This is a genomic window from Aquibacillus koreensis, from assembly GCF_025154055.1.
GTDB lineage: Bacteria > Bacillota > Bacilli > Bacillales > Amphibacillaceae > Aquibacillus_C > Aquibacillus_C koreensis.
Genome location: NZ_JAOALK010000056.1, coordinates 63,254 through 78,250 on the forward strand (window position 1 = coordinate 63,254; position 14,997 = coordinate 78,250).

Consider the following 14,997-nt stretch of genomic DNA (forward strand, 5'->3'; position numbering starts at 1 on the left):
GAACTGACATTAACTTTTATGTATCTAAATAATAATATTATCGTAATCAAATAAACCACATAAGTAAATAGCTAAATTTACCAATCTTTTATGTATAGCTGACATATTCAAATATAAAAACCTCGTCAATTGACGAGGTAAAGACATTAATACACCCACTTATTACTATCTTTTAAATACTCCTGTAATTCATCTTCATTAAAGAATAACGAAATTTCTCGTTCTGCACTATCTAAAGAATCCGAACCATGGATCACATTCTTGCTAACGATCAGGCCATAATCTCCTCGTATCGTACCAGGAAGGGCCTCTTGAGGATTTGTTTTCCCCATCATTTGTCTTGCAGTTGCAATAACGTTTTCACCTTCCCATACCATTGCGAAAACCGGTCCAGAAGTAATGAAACCAACTAAATCTGAAAAAAAAGGTTTTTCTTTATGTTCACCATAATGATTAGATGCTAACTCTTCAGATATTGTCATTAGCTTTGCTGCGACTAGCTTAAACCCTTTTTGCTCGAATCTCGCAACTATTTTTCCAATTAATCCTCTCTGTACAGCATCAGGCTTTACCATTAAAAACGTCTTTTCCATTTCCATCACCTCTAGATTATGTATTGATTATATAGAAAATCCAACAACGCTTATTGCAACAATTGCTGAATATCTCTCATTACGTACCAACCAACTCATAAAAGATTGTTTGTGATAATCTAAGATGACTGTAGCCTTAAGTCTTTCGCTTTCCAATATAAGTGGCTATATCTTTAAATGTTTGCTTCGCTTTTATATCAGGGAGATCATTAATAGATTCGTATGCTTTTGCAAGATACGTTTCGCTTAGTTCAAAAGATTTTTCTATTACATCTGAGGACTTTATTTTATCGATTACTGGTTTTATTTCACCCGGCGTTAAGTCCTCACCTTTATTAAAAAGTTTAGACAACTCATCATAGAATGATGGATCATTTTGAATGGCTAAAAGTGCAGGTAATGTTAAATTACCTTGTAACAAGTCACTACCAGCAGGTTTTCCTAGTTGCGCTTCTGTTGAAGTGAAATCTAGGATATCATCAATGATTTGATAAGACATACCTATGTAATAGCCATATCTATATAGCTTTTTTTCATATTCAATTGAGGCATTTGATGCAATTGCACCTAACTGACAACTTGATGAAATTAACAAAGCAGTTTTTCTTTTTATCCTTCTTAAATAAGTTCTTAAGTTTTGATCAAGGTTAAATTTATCTTTTATTTGCTCCATTTCGCCAATTGTTAATTCTACCATCGTGTTTGATAATATTTTATGAGCCTTTGGGTTATCAATCTCTGCCAAGATCTCCAAAGCCCTAGCAAAAATATAATCTCCCGTGTACATTGCCACTCTATTATCCCACTTAGCCTTAACTGTTGGCTTACCACGTCTTAGCTCTGATTCATCAATGACATCATCATGAACGAGTGAGGCCATATGAATCAATTCTAAGGAGACTGCAACTGTTTTGATTCGTTCTAAGTTGTATTCACCAAACATACTAGATAACAAAACAAAAACAGGACGAAGCCTTTTTCCTCCTGCTTGTAACAATTGTGTGGAAGCTTCACGCAAAACCGGATGGTTAGCCTGAATTGTTTGTTCCAAAGCTTTTTCTATTTGATTTAAGTCCTGCTTTAGATAAGCATAGGTCATTGCTAATTTCATGTAGTTCACCTTTGTCATTTATTTTCATGAAGGTTTTTCACCCATATGCATGGCAGCGACTCCACCACTATACCCCTTCACATTAACATTTTTTAGACCAACCGATTCGAACATTTGTTTTAGTTGCTTTTGTCCTGGAAAATCTTTTGCAGACTCATGAAGCCATACGTATTCTTTATAACTTTTTGCAAACAACTTACCAAATAAAGGCATAATAAACCTAAAATAAAAGTAATATAACTGCCGAAAGCCAAACATTGTAGGCTGGGATGTTTCTAAACAAACAACTTTTCCACCTGGCTTTACAACTCTTTTCATTTCACGCAAGACTTGCGTATAATCTGGTACGTTTCTTAATCCAAACCCGATCGTTACAAAGTCAAAGCTATTATCTTCAAATGGCAATTCCATCGCATTACCATGAATAAAATCTAACTGTTTCAGTTGTATTTCCTCTAGTTTATTCTGCCCTACTGATAACATGTTCTGGCTGAAATCAAGTCCAGTGACAGACCCTTCTTGTCCAACAGCATTAGCTAATGCAAATGACCAATCTCCTGTCCCACAGCAGACATCCAGTGCTTTATCACCTTTTTTCACTTGCATGCGTTTCATTACGTCTTTACGCCACATTTTGTGCATCTGAAACGAAATGATGGAATTCATAAAATCATATCTATTATAAATCTTTTCAAACACATGATGTACTCGTTCTTCTTTTGATTGATGTTCCATTTCTTAACCCTCTTCCATGACTGTTACGTTTCTTCCGAAGTTATCATAGATAATAGCATTGACATGTTTTTTTAAGGAGTGAAAGTGAAAAGGTAAATTACTGATCGTCTCCTCCGCACGTTCCAAGTAATTCTGTATATAATTTTCCACCGTATTTACAATTTGTTTATGTTGAATCTTATGTGCAGGTCCATCTGTTAATAGATTAAAAATTGGCGAATTGCCTTTGGTAATAAAACTGTCCTTTTCTCGAATGAGCTTTCTTGTTAACAACCAATTACCCGCAAATTCATTTGCAGATGAACGGTCAAAGTGCTCGGACACTCTTAAAATAAGCAAAGACTCCAGCTTCTTTAATAGTTCCATAAATTCATGTACAGAATCAAATTCTTTATAATAAATGGACATTTTCAATTCATTTATTTCTTTAATCGCCGTCGCTAAAGTATGAATCATTGGTATGTCTTCAATTTTAGACAATAAATAATAGTACAGCCCACTATAGTAGTCACCAGCAAGAACGGTTAGTTGTCTTTCTTTTCTAGCTAGGTCTGTATTATTTGTTGCATTATTTTCTGTTACCAAATCATGTGTATCGAGGGCAATCTGAACTAGCATTGTTGTAATTATATAATTTTGTTTTTGAATATCAGAATATGAAGTGTTTTTAATTATGGAGAATAATATAAACAATTTGTCTTCGTCGATCACGGGCTTTTGTATAAATCGCTCTAAGTAAGAGTGCTTTAATCGATTCTCTAGTTCTATTTTTATTTCTTTTACAGTTAAGATATCAGATGATTTCATGTTAGTCACCTAAGCCCCTTCCCACAAATTCCCCATCGACTTCAGTTATAGTTAGTATAACATAAGATTTTTGTTAACGCCCTTGTGTAAATAATTGCATTTTTTATCTTTTACAACGTTATAGCTTGTTCATTAGGGAGTGTCTATATTTATATTTTAAAATGTTATTTAATTCTAACATAAGGTGACGAATTTATTTTCGAATTTGCTCATATAAACATTGCTATCTATATCCTAACATAACCAGATAGAAAATTTATAATAAAAAGAGGAATTTTGCTCAAAATAAAAAGGGTGCAAGATGCACCCTTTACCTGCCCATATGTAAAAATGGTTTTATTTTACACTATCTTTAAGGGCTTTACCTGGTTTGAAAGCTGGAACTTTACTTGCAGGGATTTCGATTTCATCACCTGTTTGAGGGTTACGCCCTTTACGTGCAGCACGCTCACGTACCTCGAAGTTTCCAAAACCAATTAATTGTACTTTATCTCCATCTTTAAGTGAATCCATGATAGATTCAAATACTGCGTCTACAGCTTTAGTAGCATCCTTTTTAGAAAGCTCGCTTTTTTCTGCAACCGCGTTAATTAGATCAGTCTTATTCATGACATTCACCTCCTCCCAAAGTCTTGTATGGTTCTTTTCGAACAACAATGGCTATAATACCATTTGTTCACCAATTTTCAAGATTTTATACCTGACATCATTATATAAATAATGACTAGGCTTATATTAACCGAGTTTTCGCGGAAATTCAACAAAAAATAACATTTCTTATCAATTTTTTATTATTTTTCCAACGAAAGACTCTGCTAAATTCAAATGCATCGTATCATAGATAGATTTGTTATGCAAGTGGTTTCATCTCTTGGTATATAAGGGATGACCATGTTTTTTTGTGTTTTTTGGTTTTATAATTTTGTCGAATTGCTAAATTTATATTTTTACGCACAAAAAAAACGGCCTGTAAAACAAGCCGTTATAAGATAATTGCTATCAAACCACCAGAGCCTTCATTTATGATTCGCTCTAGTGTTTCTTTTAGTTTATATCGAGCATTTTCCGGCATTAGGGACAGTTTTGCCTGAATACCTTCTCTCACAATGGAGCTTAAGGATCTACCGAATATATCAGATTGCCAAATACTCAGTGGGTCCTCTTCAAAGTCCTGCATAAGGTATCGAACAAGTTCTTCACTTTGCTTTTCCGTGCCAATTATTGGAGCAAATTCAGATTCAACTTCTACTTTAATCATATGGATAGAAGGTGCAACTGCTTTTAATCTAACTCCAAATCTAGAACCTTGACGGATTATTTCTGGCTCATCTAACGCCATATCACTTAGTGAAGGCGCTGCTACACCATAGCCTGTTTGTTTCACCATCTGAAGCGCATCCGCTACTTGGTCGTATTCCCTTTTCGCATTTGCGAAGTCTTGCATTAATTCTAACAAGTGGTCTTTCCCTCTGATTTCCTCGCCTACAATTTCTTTTAATACTTGGTCATATAAGTAATCCGGAGCTTGCAGATCAATTTCTGCAACACCTTCTCCCATTTCCATACCCGCGAGTTGAGCGCGGTCAATATAGTCGTACTCGTCAAAGTTCCCAACTACTCTGTCAACATCTCGTAACCTTTTAATATCTTTGACCGTTTCTTGAATAGCAACTTGATAGCTTTCTCTCAGCCAGTGGTCTTCATTAAGTACCATTACCCAACTCGGAAGGTTAACATTGACTTCAAGAACAGGAAACTCATACAGCGCCTCTCTGAGCACGTTATATACATCATGGTCTGTCATACTTTCTACACTCATTGCCAAAACTGGTATATCGTATTTTTCTGCCAACTCCTGCCTTAGTGCCTCTGTGTCTTGATGGTATGGCTGTACAGAGTTAACGACCATAATAAACGGTTTTCCAACTTCTTTTAACTCATCTACGACTCTTTCTTCCGATTCTTCATAATCTTCTCTAGGAATATCTGCAATACTACCGTCTGTTGTTACTACAACACCCATGGTTGAATGCTCTTGAATAACCTTTCTTGTTCCAATTTCCGCTGCATCATGAAATGGGATTGGTTCTTCATACCATGGTGTATTAATCATTCTAGGGCCATTCTCATCTTCAAAACCTTGTGCACCTTTTACCGTATAGCCAACACAATCTACTAATCGAACGTTGACTTCTAATCCTTCGTCTACCCGTACTGCAACCGCTTGATTAGGTACGAATTTTGGTTCGGTAGTCATAATTGTTTTACCAGCAGCACTTTGAGGTAGTTCGTCTTGTGCTCTTGCTCTGTCTCCCTCATCCGAAATGTTAGGTAATACAACTTGTTCCATAAATCTCTTGATAAATGTAGATTTACCCGTACGCACTGCACCTACAACACCTAAGTAAATATCTCCATTCGTCCGCTTTGAGATATCTTTAAAAATATCTACTCTTTCCAAATGATCCCCTCCCGATCTACTTCGCCATAGAACTATTACGAATCGTTGACATTTAAAGTCTATGACGTTGTCCTATCAAATTATGACTTGTTTATATGGAATTTATAAAAAATATAATTACCCATATTCACGGTTTCTAAGATGAGAAGCCCCACAAAATTTTGCCCATCAAAATAACCCTTGGCACATTATATGCGTCAAGGGTTATTGTATTCCTCATTTTTTAAAGATTATTCAAGTACAAACACTGGTTCTCCATCCTTTATCGTATAAGGCAAAGAATAAGCAGGAGCAAATGGATAGTGATCGACAAGTAGATATCTTATATCATCACCATTTGTGTAGTCATGGTCAAATGACTGTAAAGCATCGTATAAATCGGCACGGTAATCAATGAAAAGATCCCCATTTGTGTCCAAAACGATTGGCAAATTCTTTTGTGAATATGGACTTTGCACATAAGGAGGTGAATCAAGCCCGAGTGCCTTGTAGTTAATGCTATATACCCCTTTCTCTATTTCTTCGCCAAATGGAGGGTATATGTTCTCACTACGGTATGTATTTAATCTATGTTGAACACTCCTTATTTCATCTGTTATTCTCAAATCTATTACTTTTACAGTTGGATTTTCTTCAGGTGTTACTAAGACATATTGATATACTCCACCATTTTCAAAAGCACTTGCAGGCGTCGTTTCCACCAAACCTTCCTGTTTCAACACTTTGAAGTCAATAATGTATTTTTGAAATATTGGTGTATCACTAGTCTTTGTTCGAATTGGAACTAAGCCTTGATGTCTTTCCACATAGTGATCAATTGCCGTTTGAACCATATTTAATTGTACCTCATTCGGTACTTGATTTTTTGATAGTTTATTATCCGGATATAAACAACCGCTTAAAATAAGCAATATAATGCTTAGTGCAATCACTTGTCCTATAATCCTCATGGTACTCCCCCTAAGATGTTGGTCCGCTAAAAACGATGTAAAAAATGATTAGGCCACCAGCAATTAAAAAGATGTACGCAAACATGGCAGTCACTCCTGCAATCATCCCTTTTAATTTATATCTACTTAACAGAATAAGTCCAATCGCAATAAATAAAAAAATCATTCCGGCAAATGAAATATACATATTTAACATAGATTGTGACAAATAAATCACCCCTTTTATTGATTAAACTTGTCTCTTTTGCCCAAAATATTATACCACAACAGAATGTTTTAAGCTTGTCTTACAAAAATTACTATCCATTTTCATTATTAATTGTATTTTCTGTTATAAATAAGTATATACTCACAATCACTTATACAGATTGTATATAATATGAATAATGGTTCGTTGCAATCAAGGAAAAATTATTTCTCCATAATAAAAACCGAGGCAGAAGGGGCAATTCCTGCCTCGGTATGACTAAATAATACCCAGAGCAACTCTAAAATGAATGCTTGTGCGATTCTATTCTATGCTATTCATTTCCACTTTGTATCCTCATATGCCCAAGTTTTTCTATTTTTTGAAAAGTTGGCTTAACGTGTTCATGTCTTTTGGCATGTTTTTACTTGTTATCGTCTTTACAATTTTATCTTCTTTTTCTTTTGAAATAGGTTTATCAGCCATTTTTGCTAACTGTTTTACTAGCTGTCTAACCGTCTTTTCATCAGAAAAATCTGCATTCTGTACAGAATTTGCCACCTTTAGAACTTCTTCAGGCTTAATATTTGAATTTTTTTGGATTTGGTCGAACATTTTGTTATTAAAATCGCTCACGTGAACTCCTCCTTGCCTTATTCATTCAGAATAGTATATGCAAGGAATTATTCGTGTGTTAACTAGAATAACGATTTGATAAAATAGTTGATAAATCTTCCATTTCGTGACGTCTCATTCTTGTCATTAATTGATCTACAACATCCTTTGGTTTGGCACCTTCAAACAAAATTCGATATAATCCTGTCGTAATTGGCATATCTATATTTTTATTTTCAGCAAATTGGTAGGCGGCTCTCGTTGTTCTAACCCCTTCCACTACCATACCCATTTGTTCCAGTACCTCATCTAAGTCATTGCCTTTACCAAGTAAATTGCCGGCTCTCCAGTTTCTGCTATGCACACTTGTACAAGTTACAATTAAATCCCCTACACCAGATAAGCCAATAAAGGTCAGTGGATTCGCTCCCATAGATGCACCTAAGCGCGCAATCTCCGCTAAACCTCTCGTCATGAGTGCAGCCTTAGCATTGTCTCCATAACCTAAACCATCTGATATACCAGCACCTAATGCAATAATATTCTTCAAGGCCCCACCAAGTTCCACTCCAACCATGTCAGGACTTGTGTAGACTCTAAAATTTTCATTAATAAAAAGGTCTTGGGCTTTCTCCGCTTCATCTATACTATTTGAGGAAGCCGTAATAGTAGTCGGGTGCTTTTGGCTTACTTCTTCTGCATGACTAGGGCCGGATAAAACAACGACGTCATGATATAAGTCCCCTCTCAGCTCTTCCTCTATCATCTCGGAGACACGTTTTAGTGTATCTGGTTCAATTCCTTTTGTTCCGTGGATGATTGTTACCTTATCTTGTAATACTCCGTTTAGCTTCTGACAGACCTCTCTTATTGCCTTTGTCGGTACAACAAACACAATTGCATTTACACCTTCTACTGCCTTAGATAAGTCATGATAAGCAGTTAATGATGCAGGAAGATGAATACCTGGTAAGTATTCTTCATTACTATGTGTTTGATTGATTTGTTCCGCATGGTTTTGATTATGTGTCCATAGTCTAACTTCATGCCCATTATCTATTAAGACCATAGCTAAAGCAGTTCCCCAACTTCCAGCACCAAGTACTGCAATTTTCTCCATTAAACTCCCTCCTCTTGTTTTTCTACTTTCTCCTTCTTGCAAATATTTTTATCGGCGTACCCTCAAACCCAAAAGCTTCTCGAATTCGGTTCTCTAAAAAGCGCTCATAGGAAAAGTGTAACAGTTCTGGATCATTAACAAACACAACAAACGTTGGTGGTTTCACCGCTACTTGAGAAGCATACAATATTTTCAGTCGTTGGCCCTTAATTGTAGGGGTTGGGTTCATAGCAAGAGCGTCCATAATGACATCATTCAATACATTTGTTTCTACTCTTTTCGCGTGATTTTCACTCGCTTCTAATACTTGTGGTAATAAAGTGTGCGTACGTTTTCTAGTTTTCGCAGATAAAAATACAATTGGAGCATAATCAAGGAATTGAAAATGTGCTCTAATCTTATCTTCAAACTCTTTCATTGCTTTTTCATGCGAGTCAACAGTGTCCCACTTGTTCACAACAATGACAACAGCTTTCCCTGCTTCATGCGCATATCCAGCAATTTTTTTATCCTGTTCGATGATACCTGTTTCTGCATCAATCAATGTTAATACGACATCTGATCTTTCTATTGCTTTTAAAGCTCTAAGAATACTGTATTTTTCTGTAGACTCATATATCTTCCCACGTTTTCGCATGCCAGCTGTATCAATAATGACATAATCTTGCCCATCTTTTGTAAAAGGTGTATCAATTGCATCTCTTGTTGTACCAGCGATGTTACTCACAATTACGCGTTCTTGGTTCAACATTGCGTTTACAAGCGAAGATTTACCAACGTTTGGTCTCCCGATTAGACTAAAGTATATCGTTTCCTCATCTGGTTCTTCTTGATTGATTTCAGGAAAATGCTTGACTACTGCGTCCAATAAATCGCCAAGACCAAGCCCATGCGTTCCCGAGATTGGGTATGGTTCTCCAAAACCTAAAGAATAAAATTCATAGACCTGATCTCGCATTTCAGGGTTATCAACCTTATTCACCCCTAATACTACTGGCTTATTTGACTTATATAAGAGTTTAGAAACTTCTTCATCTGCAGCGGTAATGCCTTCTCTACCATTAACCATGAAGATAATAACATCAGCCTCTTGGATCGCCACTTCAGCTTGTTCTCTCATTTGCACAAGGAGTGGTTCATCCCCTAGCTCAATCCCACCGGTATCAATAAGATTAAATGACGTGGTAAGCCATTCTGCTTGGGAATAAATACGATCTCGTGTTACTCCAGGTATATCCTCAACGATTGAAATTCGCTCACCAACTAAACGATTAAAAATAGTTGATTTTCCTACATTAGGTCGTCCAACTATTGCGACTACTGATTTTCTCATGAAAGGTACATCCTTTCTTCTCTTTTACTTTTGGTACTTGATACACTTTTAAATCACAATTCACGTGTACCATCGCCAAATTATTATAAAATGTTTACCTTTAACTAATATATTTTAGCAAAATAGGGAATTTTAAACAACAAAATTTTCATTTTCATTTACAACACGAACAAGGCGACTTCTTCTGAAGGTCGCCTTGTCTATCTTAATGTTTTACTATAATATACATTTCATCACTTAAAGCATGACTAATTCCATCTAATATTGCTTCAAGATTTGCAGCTACTTTGTCCATATCTTCTTTTGTATCACAAATAAAAATAGGTGCACCGCCTGCTATCTGTTCTTTATTTGTTGTGATTACAGATAATACCGCTTTCTCTATGTTCATTACTGATCCCTTCCCTTTCGATTTGCCTTAGCTTCTGACGGCATTCGAATTGCATTTTCTAATACTGGTACAGCACCAATAACCCTTTTTGCCCTTTCCACATCGTTGTCTTGAGGAAGAATAAATACACCAATTCTCCCATCATCTAAATCACGTTTGATAAGTGGAACTAATGCAGGCGTTCCGGAATCTCGAAACACACCTAATGATATAGACACATCGTGGAGAATTGCCTGTCTTTGACCTAAATTAGCAATGGAAGAGCGCACATTAAAGTTTTTAGGCGTTAAGATAAATCCCATGCCATACTTTTTGATTTCTTCTTGCCTCTCAGGTAACCCTATATTCATAATATAGATATTATCCACATAAAGTCCGGCACCCTCAAAGTGAATATCTTTATACGTGATTTCCACAATTTCCTTTAATGTTGAACCACTCATAAATTTCCTTATTATGAGATAGCAAATTAAAACTGCTCCTGCAGCAACATAAATATTCCACACCAAGTAACACCCTGTAGTAACTAAAGAAGTAAAAATCACTAAGTAATTTCTACTTTCAAAGGCTATAGCAATCCCTTCGATATAGGTTTTACCTCTAGGTACTAATTCATATTCATCCAGTTCTGCAAGTGTGTTACGTTCCATATTACGTACTTCACGAAATTGTGATGCAGCTATTGTCAGAAAAGTAATAGCTGTAAATTCCTTTTCCATTATGGCAGGTACAGCAACTGCTCCTAATCCAGCCGCAATAAAACCTAATGCTAAATGAATAACTTTCCCGTGTAGATATGTTGGATATTGTCTGTAATCGGTTCGAAGCATAAGTAATCTTGCTAATGTACCAACTATAACACCAAATAAGATCGGATATGTATATTCATTCATGTGTCCACCTCTTCTTCTGCTTTTCAATCATTTGTGTTAAAATTTCTATTCTCAGTCTTAACTCTTTTAGGAACTGAGCAATGATTAAAAATGATATCTCGATGAATAGTACATCCATAAAAGCTAGGTCACCGATCGATTCTCTAAGACCATAACTATTTAAGATTAAACCATGGATTATTTCACCCGTTGTAACTCCTAAACACCAGATCATACATCTCTCAAAGAATGATGCTGATAAGAACTGTAATATGATAAAACCAAGAACCGTGATTATTAATAACCGGGGGGCAAACAACCATATAGGGCTGATTTGTTCCCAAAACAATAAACCAGCGTAACCAAAAACAAGACACACACACTTCATCGTTTGCAATAACCAATCTTTACTCTTAGCCAATACGAACAACGCACCAATGTATAAGACACTTACTGTAGCACTGAATGTAATGGATGAAACAGTAAAAGTAATTCCTGCAGAAATAATGATGAGTAGAATCCAACATGCTAATTGTGTTCTTTTGTTATCCTTCCCCATAAAAAAGGTAATCATTATCCAAATTAACCAACTTACCCATAAAAAAATTAAACCATCCATTTGACCACCTACCTTTATGCATTATAGGTAAAAATGATCCAATCTAAACATTGCAAACAATCAATAATAGAAAGTGTTCCAACCATATTTCCTTAAGGTCTTTGTTAGATGAGTGCTAATACTCCGCTTCGTCAGAATACGTCGCTTTCCGAGGAGGAATCACGAAAAATCCCAGAACCCGGATTTTTCTAAGTTCAGATTCCTCTTGCGGGCACGGCCTCAGCTAACTCATTAGCAAAGAGCGTTACTGAGTGGATCTTCGCCTCGCGCTGTTCCCGCAGGAGTCTCCGAATTCTGACTACGCTAGTTGCAGTATTCTAATTGTATTGAGAGTAAGAACTTATATTTAAAAAGAAAACTGTTCATAGCGGAGGAAAAATACGAGACTCCTGTGGGAAAGGAACTGTCTGAAGATCCCGCAGTGAGCGCTCTTTGCGAGCGAGGGAAGCTGAAGCGTTCCCCACAAAAGGAATCTGAACTTAGAAAAAGCCATGGGTTAAGGCTTTTTCGTGATTCCTCCTAGGAAAGCGATTATTTTTCCGCAGCGGCGATCTAGCACTCATCCCTTAGATACCGTAAGGAAATTGCTGCGCAGTATATGCATACTGTGTAATAAATACGGTTGAAAATTAGCTTAGACAAAAAAAGACCTTGAGGCGAAAATATCGCTTCAAGGTCTCGGATTAGTCGTAATTATTTGTATTTATTTAGTTTATCACCAATCATATCGCCCAATTGGAAACCTGAATGCTCTTCTTCTCTTTCGTATTGTTTAAGTTCTTCTTGATTTTGATCCATTTCAATTTCTTTCATACTTAAAGAAATACGTTTTTCACGCTCGTTTACATCCAGTACTTTCACTTGCACTTGTTGACCAACACTTAATACCTCTTGTGGTGTACCAATGTGTTCAGTGGAAATTTGAGAAATATGAACTAAACCTTCTACACCCGGTAACACTTCTACAAATGCACCGAAATTAACTAGTCGTTTTACAGTCCCATCTAGAATAGCACCAACTTGTACACGCTCTTCAATGTTTTCCCAAGGTCCTGGTTGTGTCTCTTTTAATGAAAGAGAAATTCGTTCATTATCACGATCAACAGATAAGACCTTCACTTTTATTTGCTCGCCTTCTGAAACAACATCAGATGCTTTTTCTACATGTTCATGCGAAAGTTGTGAGATATGAACTAGTCCATCAATACCTCCAATATCAACAAACACACCAAAGTTAGTAATACGCTGAACTTTACCTTCTACAATTTGTCCTTCTTGAATCGACTGGAATACTTCTTGTTTCTTATTTGCTTCATCGGCTTCAACAACAGCTCGGTGAGAAAGAATAACACGATTTTGGTCTTTTTCTATTTCTACAACTTTCAAACTAAGTTTTTGTCCTTTATATGGTTCAAAATCTTCTACGTAATGTGTTTCCACTAGGGATGCTGGTATAAATCCACGTAAGCCTACGTCTACAACTAGTCCACCCTTTACAACATCTTTTACTTCAGCTTCGAAAATTTCTCCACTTTCAAATTTCTGTTGTAATTCTTCCCAAGCCAGATCTGCATCAATAGCACGCTTGGACAATATTACTTCATCATCTTCTACCTTCTTAACACTTAGTGTTAACTCATCTCCTTCACTAACTGCATCAGAGGTTTTTTCTATGTGCAAGCTTGATATCTCGCTAATAGGGATGATTCCATCTACTTTATATCCGATATCAACAAGAACTTGTTTCTCTTCCACTTTTACTACTTTTCCTTGCACCTTATCTCCGACTCTTAATTCTTTAAATTCTGATAGTTCGTTGTTCATTTCATCCATAAAAGAGACCTCCTTCGATTTCCAACCAACTTATTCCTAATTTGTCCTTTTTTCTAACTTCTAACATTTGAATCCTTTTGTCAAGCAATAGTTTCTATTATTTGCTTTTTTCAATTAATTCTCTTATTTCTGACATAATTAATTCCGTAACTTCTTTAGCAGAAGCTTTATTCTCTCTCAAATCATCCATCTTTATTGGCTTACCGTACACTACTTTTAAAGACTTCAACTTCTGATAAGGACCAATGATGGCACAAGGAACAATTTCTGCTTCAGAACGAAGTGCAAAAAAACCCGCACCTGCTAAACCTTCCCCTACTTCACCAGTCTTACTTCTCGTTCCTTCCGGGAATAAACCTAATGTATTTCCTTCTTGTAGTACTGCTAAACCTTGTCTCAAGGCATTACGATCCTTCATCCCACGTTTGATCGGAAATGCATTAATTCGTAAAAGCAATCCGCCTAGCATTTTATTTTGGAACAATTCTTCTTTAGCCATAAAATAAATATCTCTTGGACAGGTAATACCAACAACTGGTGGGTCTAAATTAGAAATATGATTGGAACAGATAATTACGGCTCCAGTTTTAGGCACATTTTCCTTTCCAACGATTTCTATTCTATATAGTGGCTTTAAGATTGCTCCTACAACACTTCTAGCAAATCTATATAGACTCATTTCTCCGTCTCCCTCACTTTGGATACTACCTGCAAAATACGGTTTACAACATCATCAATAGATAATGATGTTGTATCTATTTCAAAAGCATCTGTAGCTTTAATTAAAGGAGAAGCCTCACGCTCAGAATCTAGTTGATCTCTTTTCTCTATTTCTTGTTTTAATTTCTCTAATTCAGATGGATACCCCTTTTCAAGGTTTTCCCTGTGTCTTCTCACTGCTCTTTCCTCTACAGAGGCAATTAAGAAGATCTTAACCTCGGCATCTGGTATAACATGTGTTCCAATATCTCTACCATCCATTACTACTTTACGTTGTTTAGCAAGCTCCTGTTGTCTTTTAACCATCTCTTTGCGAATAATTGAATGTTTAGCAACAATAGAAACGTTATTGGTAACTGCATCTGTTCTTATCTCTTCCGTTACATCTTGTCCATCCAAATACACTTTTTGTTCTTCTTCCGATTGCTCAAGGTGAATAGTAGACTTGTTTAGGACTTGACTAAGTTGGTCTTCATTTTCTAAATCTATCTCATTTTTTAGCGCTTTGTAAGTTAGTGATCGGTACATGGCACCTGTATCTATGTATACGTAACCTAATTTTTTTGCGACTTTCTTTGCAACAGTGCTCTTTCCTGCAGCTGCTGGTCCATCAATGGCAATAGCAATATTTTTTGTTACCATTTTGCATT

17 protein-coding genes are annotated in these 14,997 nt (G+C 36.1%); all 17 read right to left on the minus strand.

The annotated features are described in order from the left end of the window. Positions 1-146: 146 nt before the first annotated feature. The 17 genes from ndk to cmk all read right to left on the minus strand — a co-directional run bounded on the left by ndk (position 147) and on the right by cmk (position 14,989). On the minus strand, positions 147-593 hold the full coding sequence (ndk, locus tag NYQ66_RS16710) for a nucleoside-diphosphate kinase (RefSeq protein WP_259871088.1): 447 nt from the start codon (positions 591-593) through the stop codon (positions 147-149). Between the two features lie 136 nt (positions 594-729). Beyond that, the gene (gene hepT / locus NYQ66_RS16715; protein ID WP_259871089.1) at positions 730-1,704 is read right to left on the minus strand and encodes a heptaprenyl diphosphate synthase component II; all 975 of its coding nucleotides are present in this window, start codon (positions 1,702-1,704) and stop codon (positions 730-732) included. Between the two features lie 24 nt (positions 1,705-1,728). After that, on the minus strand, positions 1,729-2,439 hold the full coding sequence (locus NYQ66_RS16720; protein WP_259871090.1) for a demethylmenaquinone methyltransferase: 711 nt from the start codon (positions 2,437-2,439) through the stop codon (positions 1,729-1,731). Positions 2,440-2,442: 3 nt separating this feature from the next. Next, on the minus strand, positions 2,443-3,246 hold the full coding sequence (locus NYQ66_RS16725) for a heptaprenyl diphosphate synthase component 1 (RefSeq protein ID WP_259871091.1): 804 nt from the start codon (positions 3,244-3,246) through the stop codon (positions 2,443-2,445). A gap of 336 nt (positions 3,247-3,582) precedes the next feature. Continuing rightward, entirely contained in the window at positions 3,583-3,855 is a 273-nt protein-coding gene (locus NYQ66_RS16730; protein ID WP_259871092.1) for an HU family DNA-binding protein, read from the minus strand. 373 nt (positions 3,856-4,228) lie between these two features. After that, the gene (gene spoIVA / locus NYQ66_RS16735; RefSeq protein ID WP_259871094.1) at positions 4,229-5,707 is read right to left on the minus strand and encodes a stage IV sporulation protein A; all 1,479 of its coding nucleotides are present in this window, start codon (positions 5,705-5,707) and stop codon (positions 4,229-4,231) included. A 230-nt stretch (positions 5,708-5,937) separates the two neighbouring features. Further along, the gene (locus tag NYQ66_RS16740; protein WP_259871096.1) at positions 5,938-6,657 is read right to left on the minus strand and encodes a hypothetical protein; all 720 of its coding nucleotides are present in this window, start codon (positions 6,655-6,657) and stop codon (positions 5,938-5,940) included. Positions 6,658-6,667: 10 nt separating this feature from the next. Then, entirely contained in the window at positions 6,668-6,865 is a 198-nt protein-coding gene (locus NYQ66_RS16745) for a DUF2768 domain-containing protein (RefSeq protein WP_259871098.1), read from the minus strand. A gap of 354 nt (positions 6,866-7,219) precedes the next feature. After that, positions 7,220-7,480, minus strand: coding sequence for a stage VI sporulation protein F (locus tag NYQ66_RS16750; protein ID WP_259871103.1), 261 nt, complete (start codon positions 7,478-7,480; stop codon positions 7,220-7,222). 58 nt (positions 7,481-7,538) lie between these two features. Next, the gene (locus tag NYQ66_RS16755) at positions 7,539-8,579 is read right to left on the minus strand and encodes an NAD(P)H-dependent glycerol-3-phosphate dehydrogenase (RefSeq protein WP_259871106.1); all 1,041 of its coding nucleotides are present in this window, start codon (positions 8,577-8,579) and stop codon (positions 7,539-7,541) included. A 22-nt stretch (positions 8,580-8,601) separates the two neighbouring features. Then, a complete protein-coding gene (gene der / locus NYQ66_RS16760; RefSeq protein ID WP_259871109.1) occupies positions 8,602-9,912 on the minus strand; it encodes a ribosome biogenesis GTPase Der in 1,311 nt (436 codons plus the stop codon). A 205-nt stretch (positions 9,913-10,117) separates the two neighbouring features. Then, a complete protein-coding gene (locus NYQ66_RS16765; RefSeq protein WP_259871112.1) occupies positions 10,118-10,303 on the minus strand; it encodes a capping complex subunit for YIEGIA in 186 nt (61 codons plus the stop codon). Next, on the minus strand, positions 10,303-11,196 hold the full coding sequence (locus tag NYQ66_RS16770; RefSeq protein WP_259871115.1) for a YIEGIA family protein: 894 nt from the start codon (positions 11,194-11,196) through the stop codon (positions 10,303-10,305). The genes NYQ66_RS16765 and NYQ66_RS16770 overlap by 1 nt, the downstream gene beginning before the upstream one ends. After that, positions 11,189-11,794 (minus strand): YphA family membrane protein, encoded by a 606-nt coding sequence (locus NYQ66_RS16775; protein WP_259871117.1) that lies wholly within the window; start codon positions 11,792-11,794, stop codon positions 11,189-11,191. Before NYQ66_RS16775 ends, NYQ66_RS16770 begins: the two co-directional genes overlap by 8 nt. Before the next feature lie 693 nt (positions 11,795-12,487). Continuing rightward, positions 12,488-13,627, minus strand: coding sequence for a 30S ribosomal protein S1 (gene rpsA / locus NYQ66_RS16780; protein WP_259871118.1), 1,140 nt, complete (start codon positions 13,625-13,627; stop codon positions 12,488-12,490). A 97-nt stretch (positions 13,628-13,724) separates the two neighbouring features. After that, entirely contained in the window at positions 13,725-14,306 is a 582-nt protein-coding gene (locus tag NYQ66_RS16785) for a lysophospholipid acyltransferase family protein (RefSeq protein WP_259871120.1), read from the minus strand. Then, positions 14,303-14,989: a (d)CMP kinase gene (gene cmk, locus NYQ66_RS16790; RefSeq protein ID WP_259871123.1), complete on the minus strand. Its 687-nt coding sequence runs from the start codon at positions 14,987-14,989 to the stop codon at positions 14,303-14,305. Before cmk ends, NYQ66_RS16785 begins: the two co-directional genes overlap by 4 nt. Positions 14,990-14,997 lie beyond the last annotated feature (8 nt).

Excerpts from the sequence above, each read along its gene's own strand:
- rpsA (WP_259871118.1), bottom strand. The coding sequence starts at position 13,627 with ATGGATGAAATGAACAACGAACTATCAGAATTTAAAGAATTAAGAGTC.
- NYQ66_RS16770 (WP_259871115.1), bottom strand. The coding sequence starts at position 11,196 with ATGAATGAATATACATATCCGATCTTATTTGGTGTTATAGTTGGTACA.
- der (WP_259871109.1), bottom strand. The coding sequence starts at position 9,912 with ATGAGAAAATCAGTAGTCGCAATAGTTGGACGACCTAATGTAGGAAAA.
- NYQ66_RS16725 (WP_259871091.1), bottom strand. The coding sequence starts at position 3,246 with ATGAAATCATCTGATATCTTAACTGTAAAAGAAATAAAAATAGAACTA.
- NYQ66_RS16755 (WP_259871106.1), bottom strand. The coding sequence starts at position 8,579 with ATGGAGAAAATTGCAGTACTTGGTGCTGGAAGTTGGGGAACTGCTTTA.
- NYQ66_RS16740 (WP_259871096.1), bottom strand. The coding sequence starts at position 6,657 with ATGAGGATTATAGGACAAGTGATTGCACTAAGCATTATATTGCTTATT.
- cmk (WP_259871123.1), bottom strand. The coding sequence starts at position 14,989 with ATGGTAACAAAAAATATTGCTATTGCCATTGATGGACCAGCAGCTGCA.
- NYQ66_RS16775 (WP_259871117.1), bottom strand. The coding sequence starts at position 11,794 with ATGGATGGTTTAATTTTTTTATGGGTAAGTTGGTTAATTTGGATAATG.
- hepT (WP_259871089.1), bottom strand. The coding sequence starts at position 1,704 with ATGAAATTAGCAATGACCTATGCTTATCTAAAGCAGGACTTAAATCAA.
- NYQ66_RS16720 (WP_259871090.1), bottom strand. The coding sequence starts at position 2,439 with ATGGAACATCAATCAAAAGAAGAACGAGTACATCATGTGTTTGAAAAG.
- NYQ66_RS16785 (WP_259871120.1), bottom strand. The coding sequence starts at position 14,306 with ATGAGTCTATATAGATTTGCTAGAAGTGTTGTAGGAGCAATCTTAAAG.
- NYQ66_RS16765 (WP_259871112.1), bottom strand. The coding sequence starts at position 10,303 with ATGAACATAGAGAAAGCGGTATTATCTGTAATCACAACAAATAAAGAA.
- ndk (WP_259871088.1), bottom strand. The coding sequence starts at position 593 with ATGGAAAAGACGTTTTTAATGGTAAAGCCTGATGCTGTACAGAGAGGA.
- NYQ66_RS16730 (WP_259871092.1), bottom strand. The coding sequence starts at position 3,855 with ATGAATAAGACTGATCTAATTAACGCGGTTGCAGAAAAAAGCGAGCTT.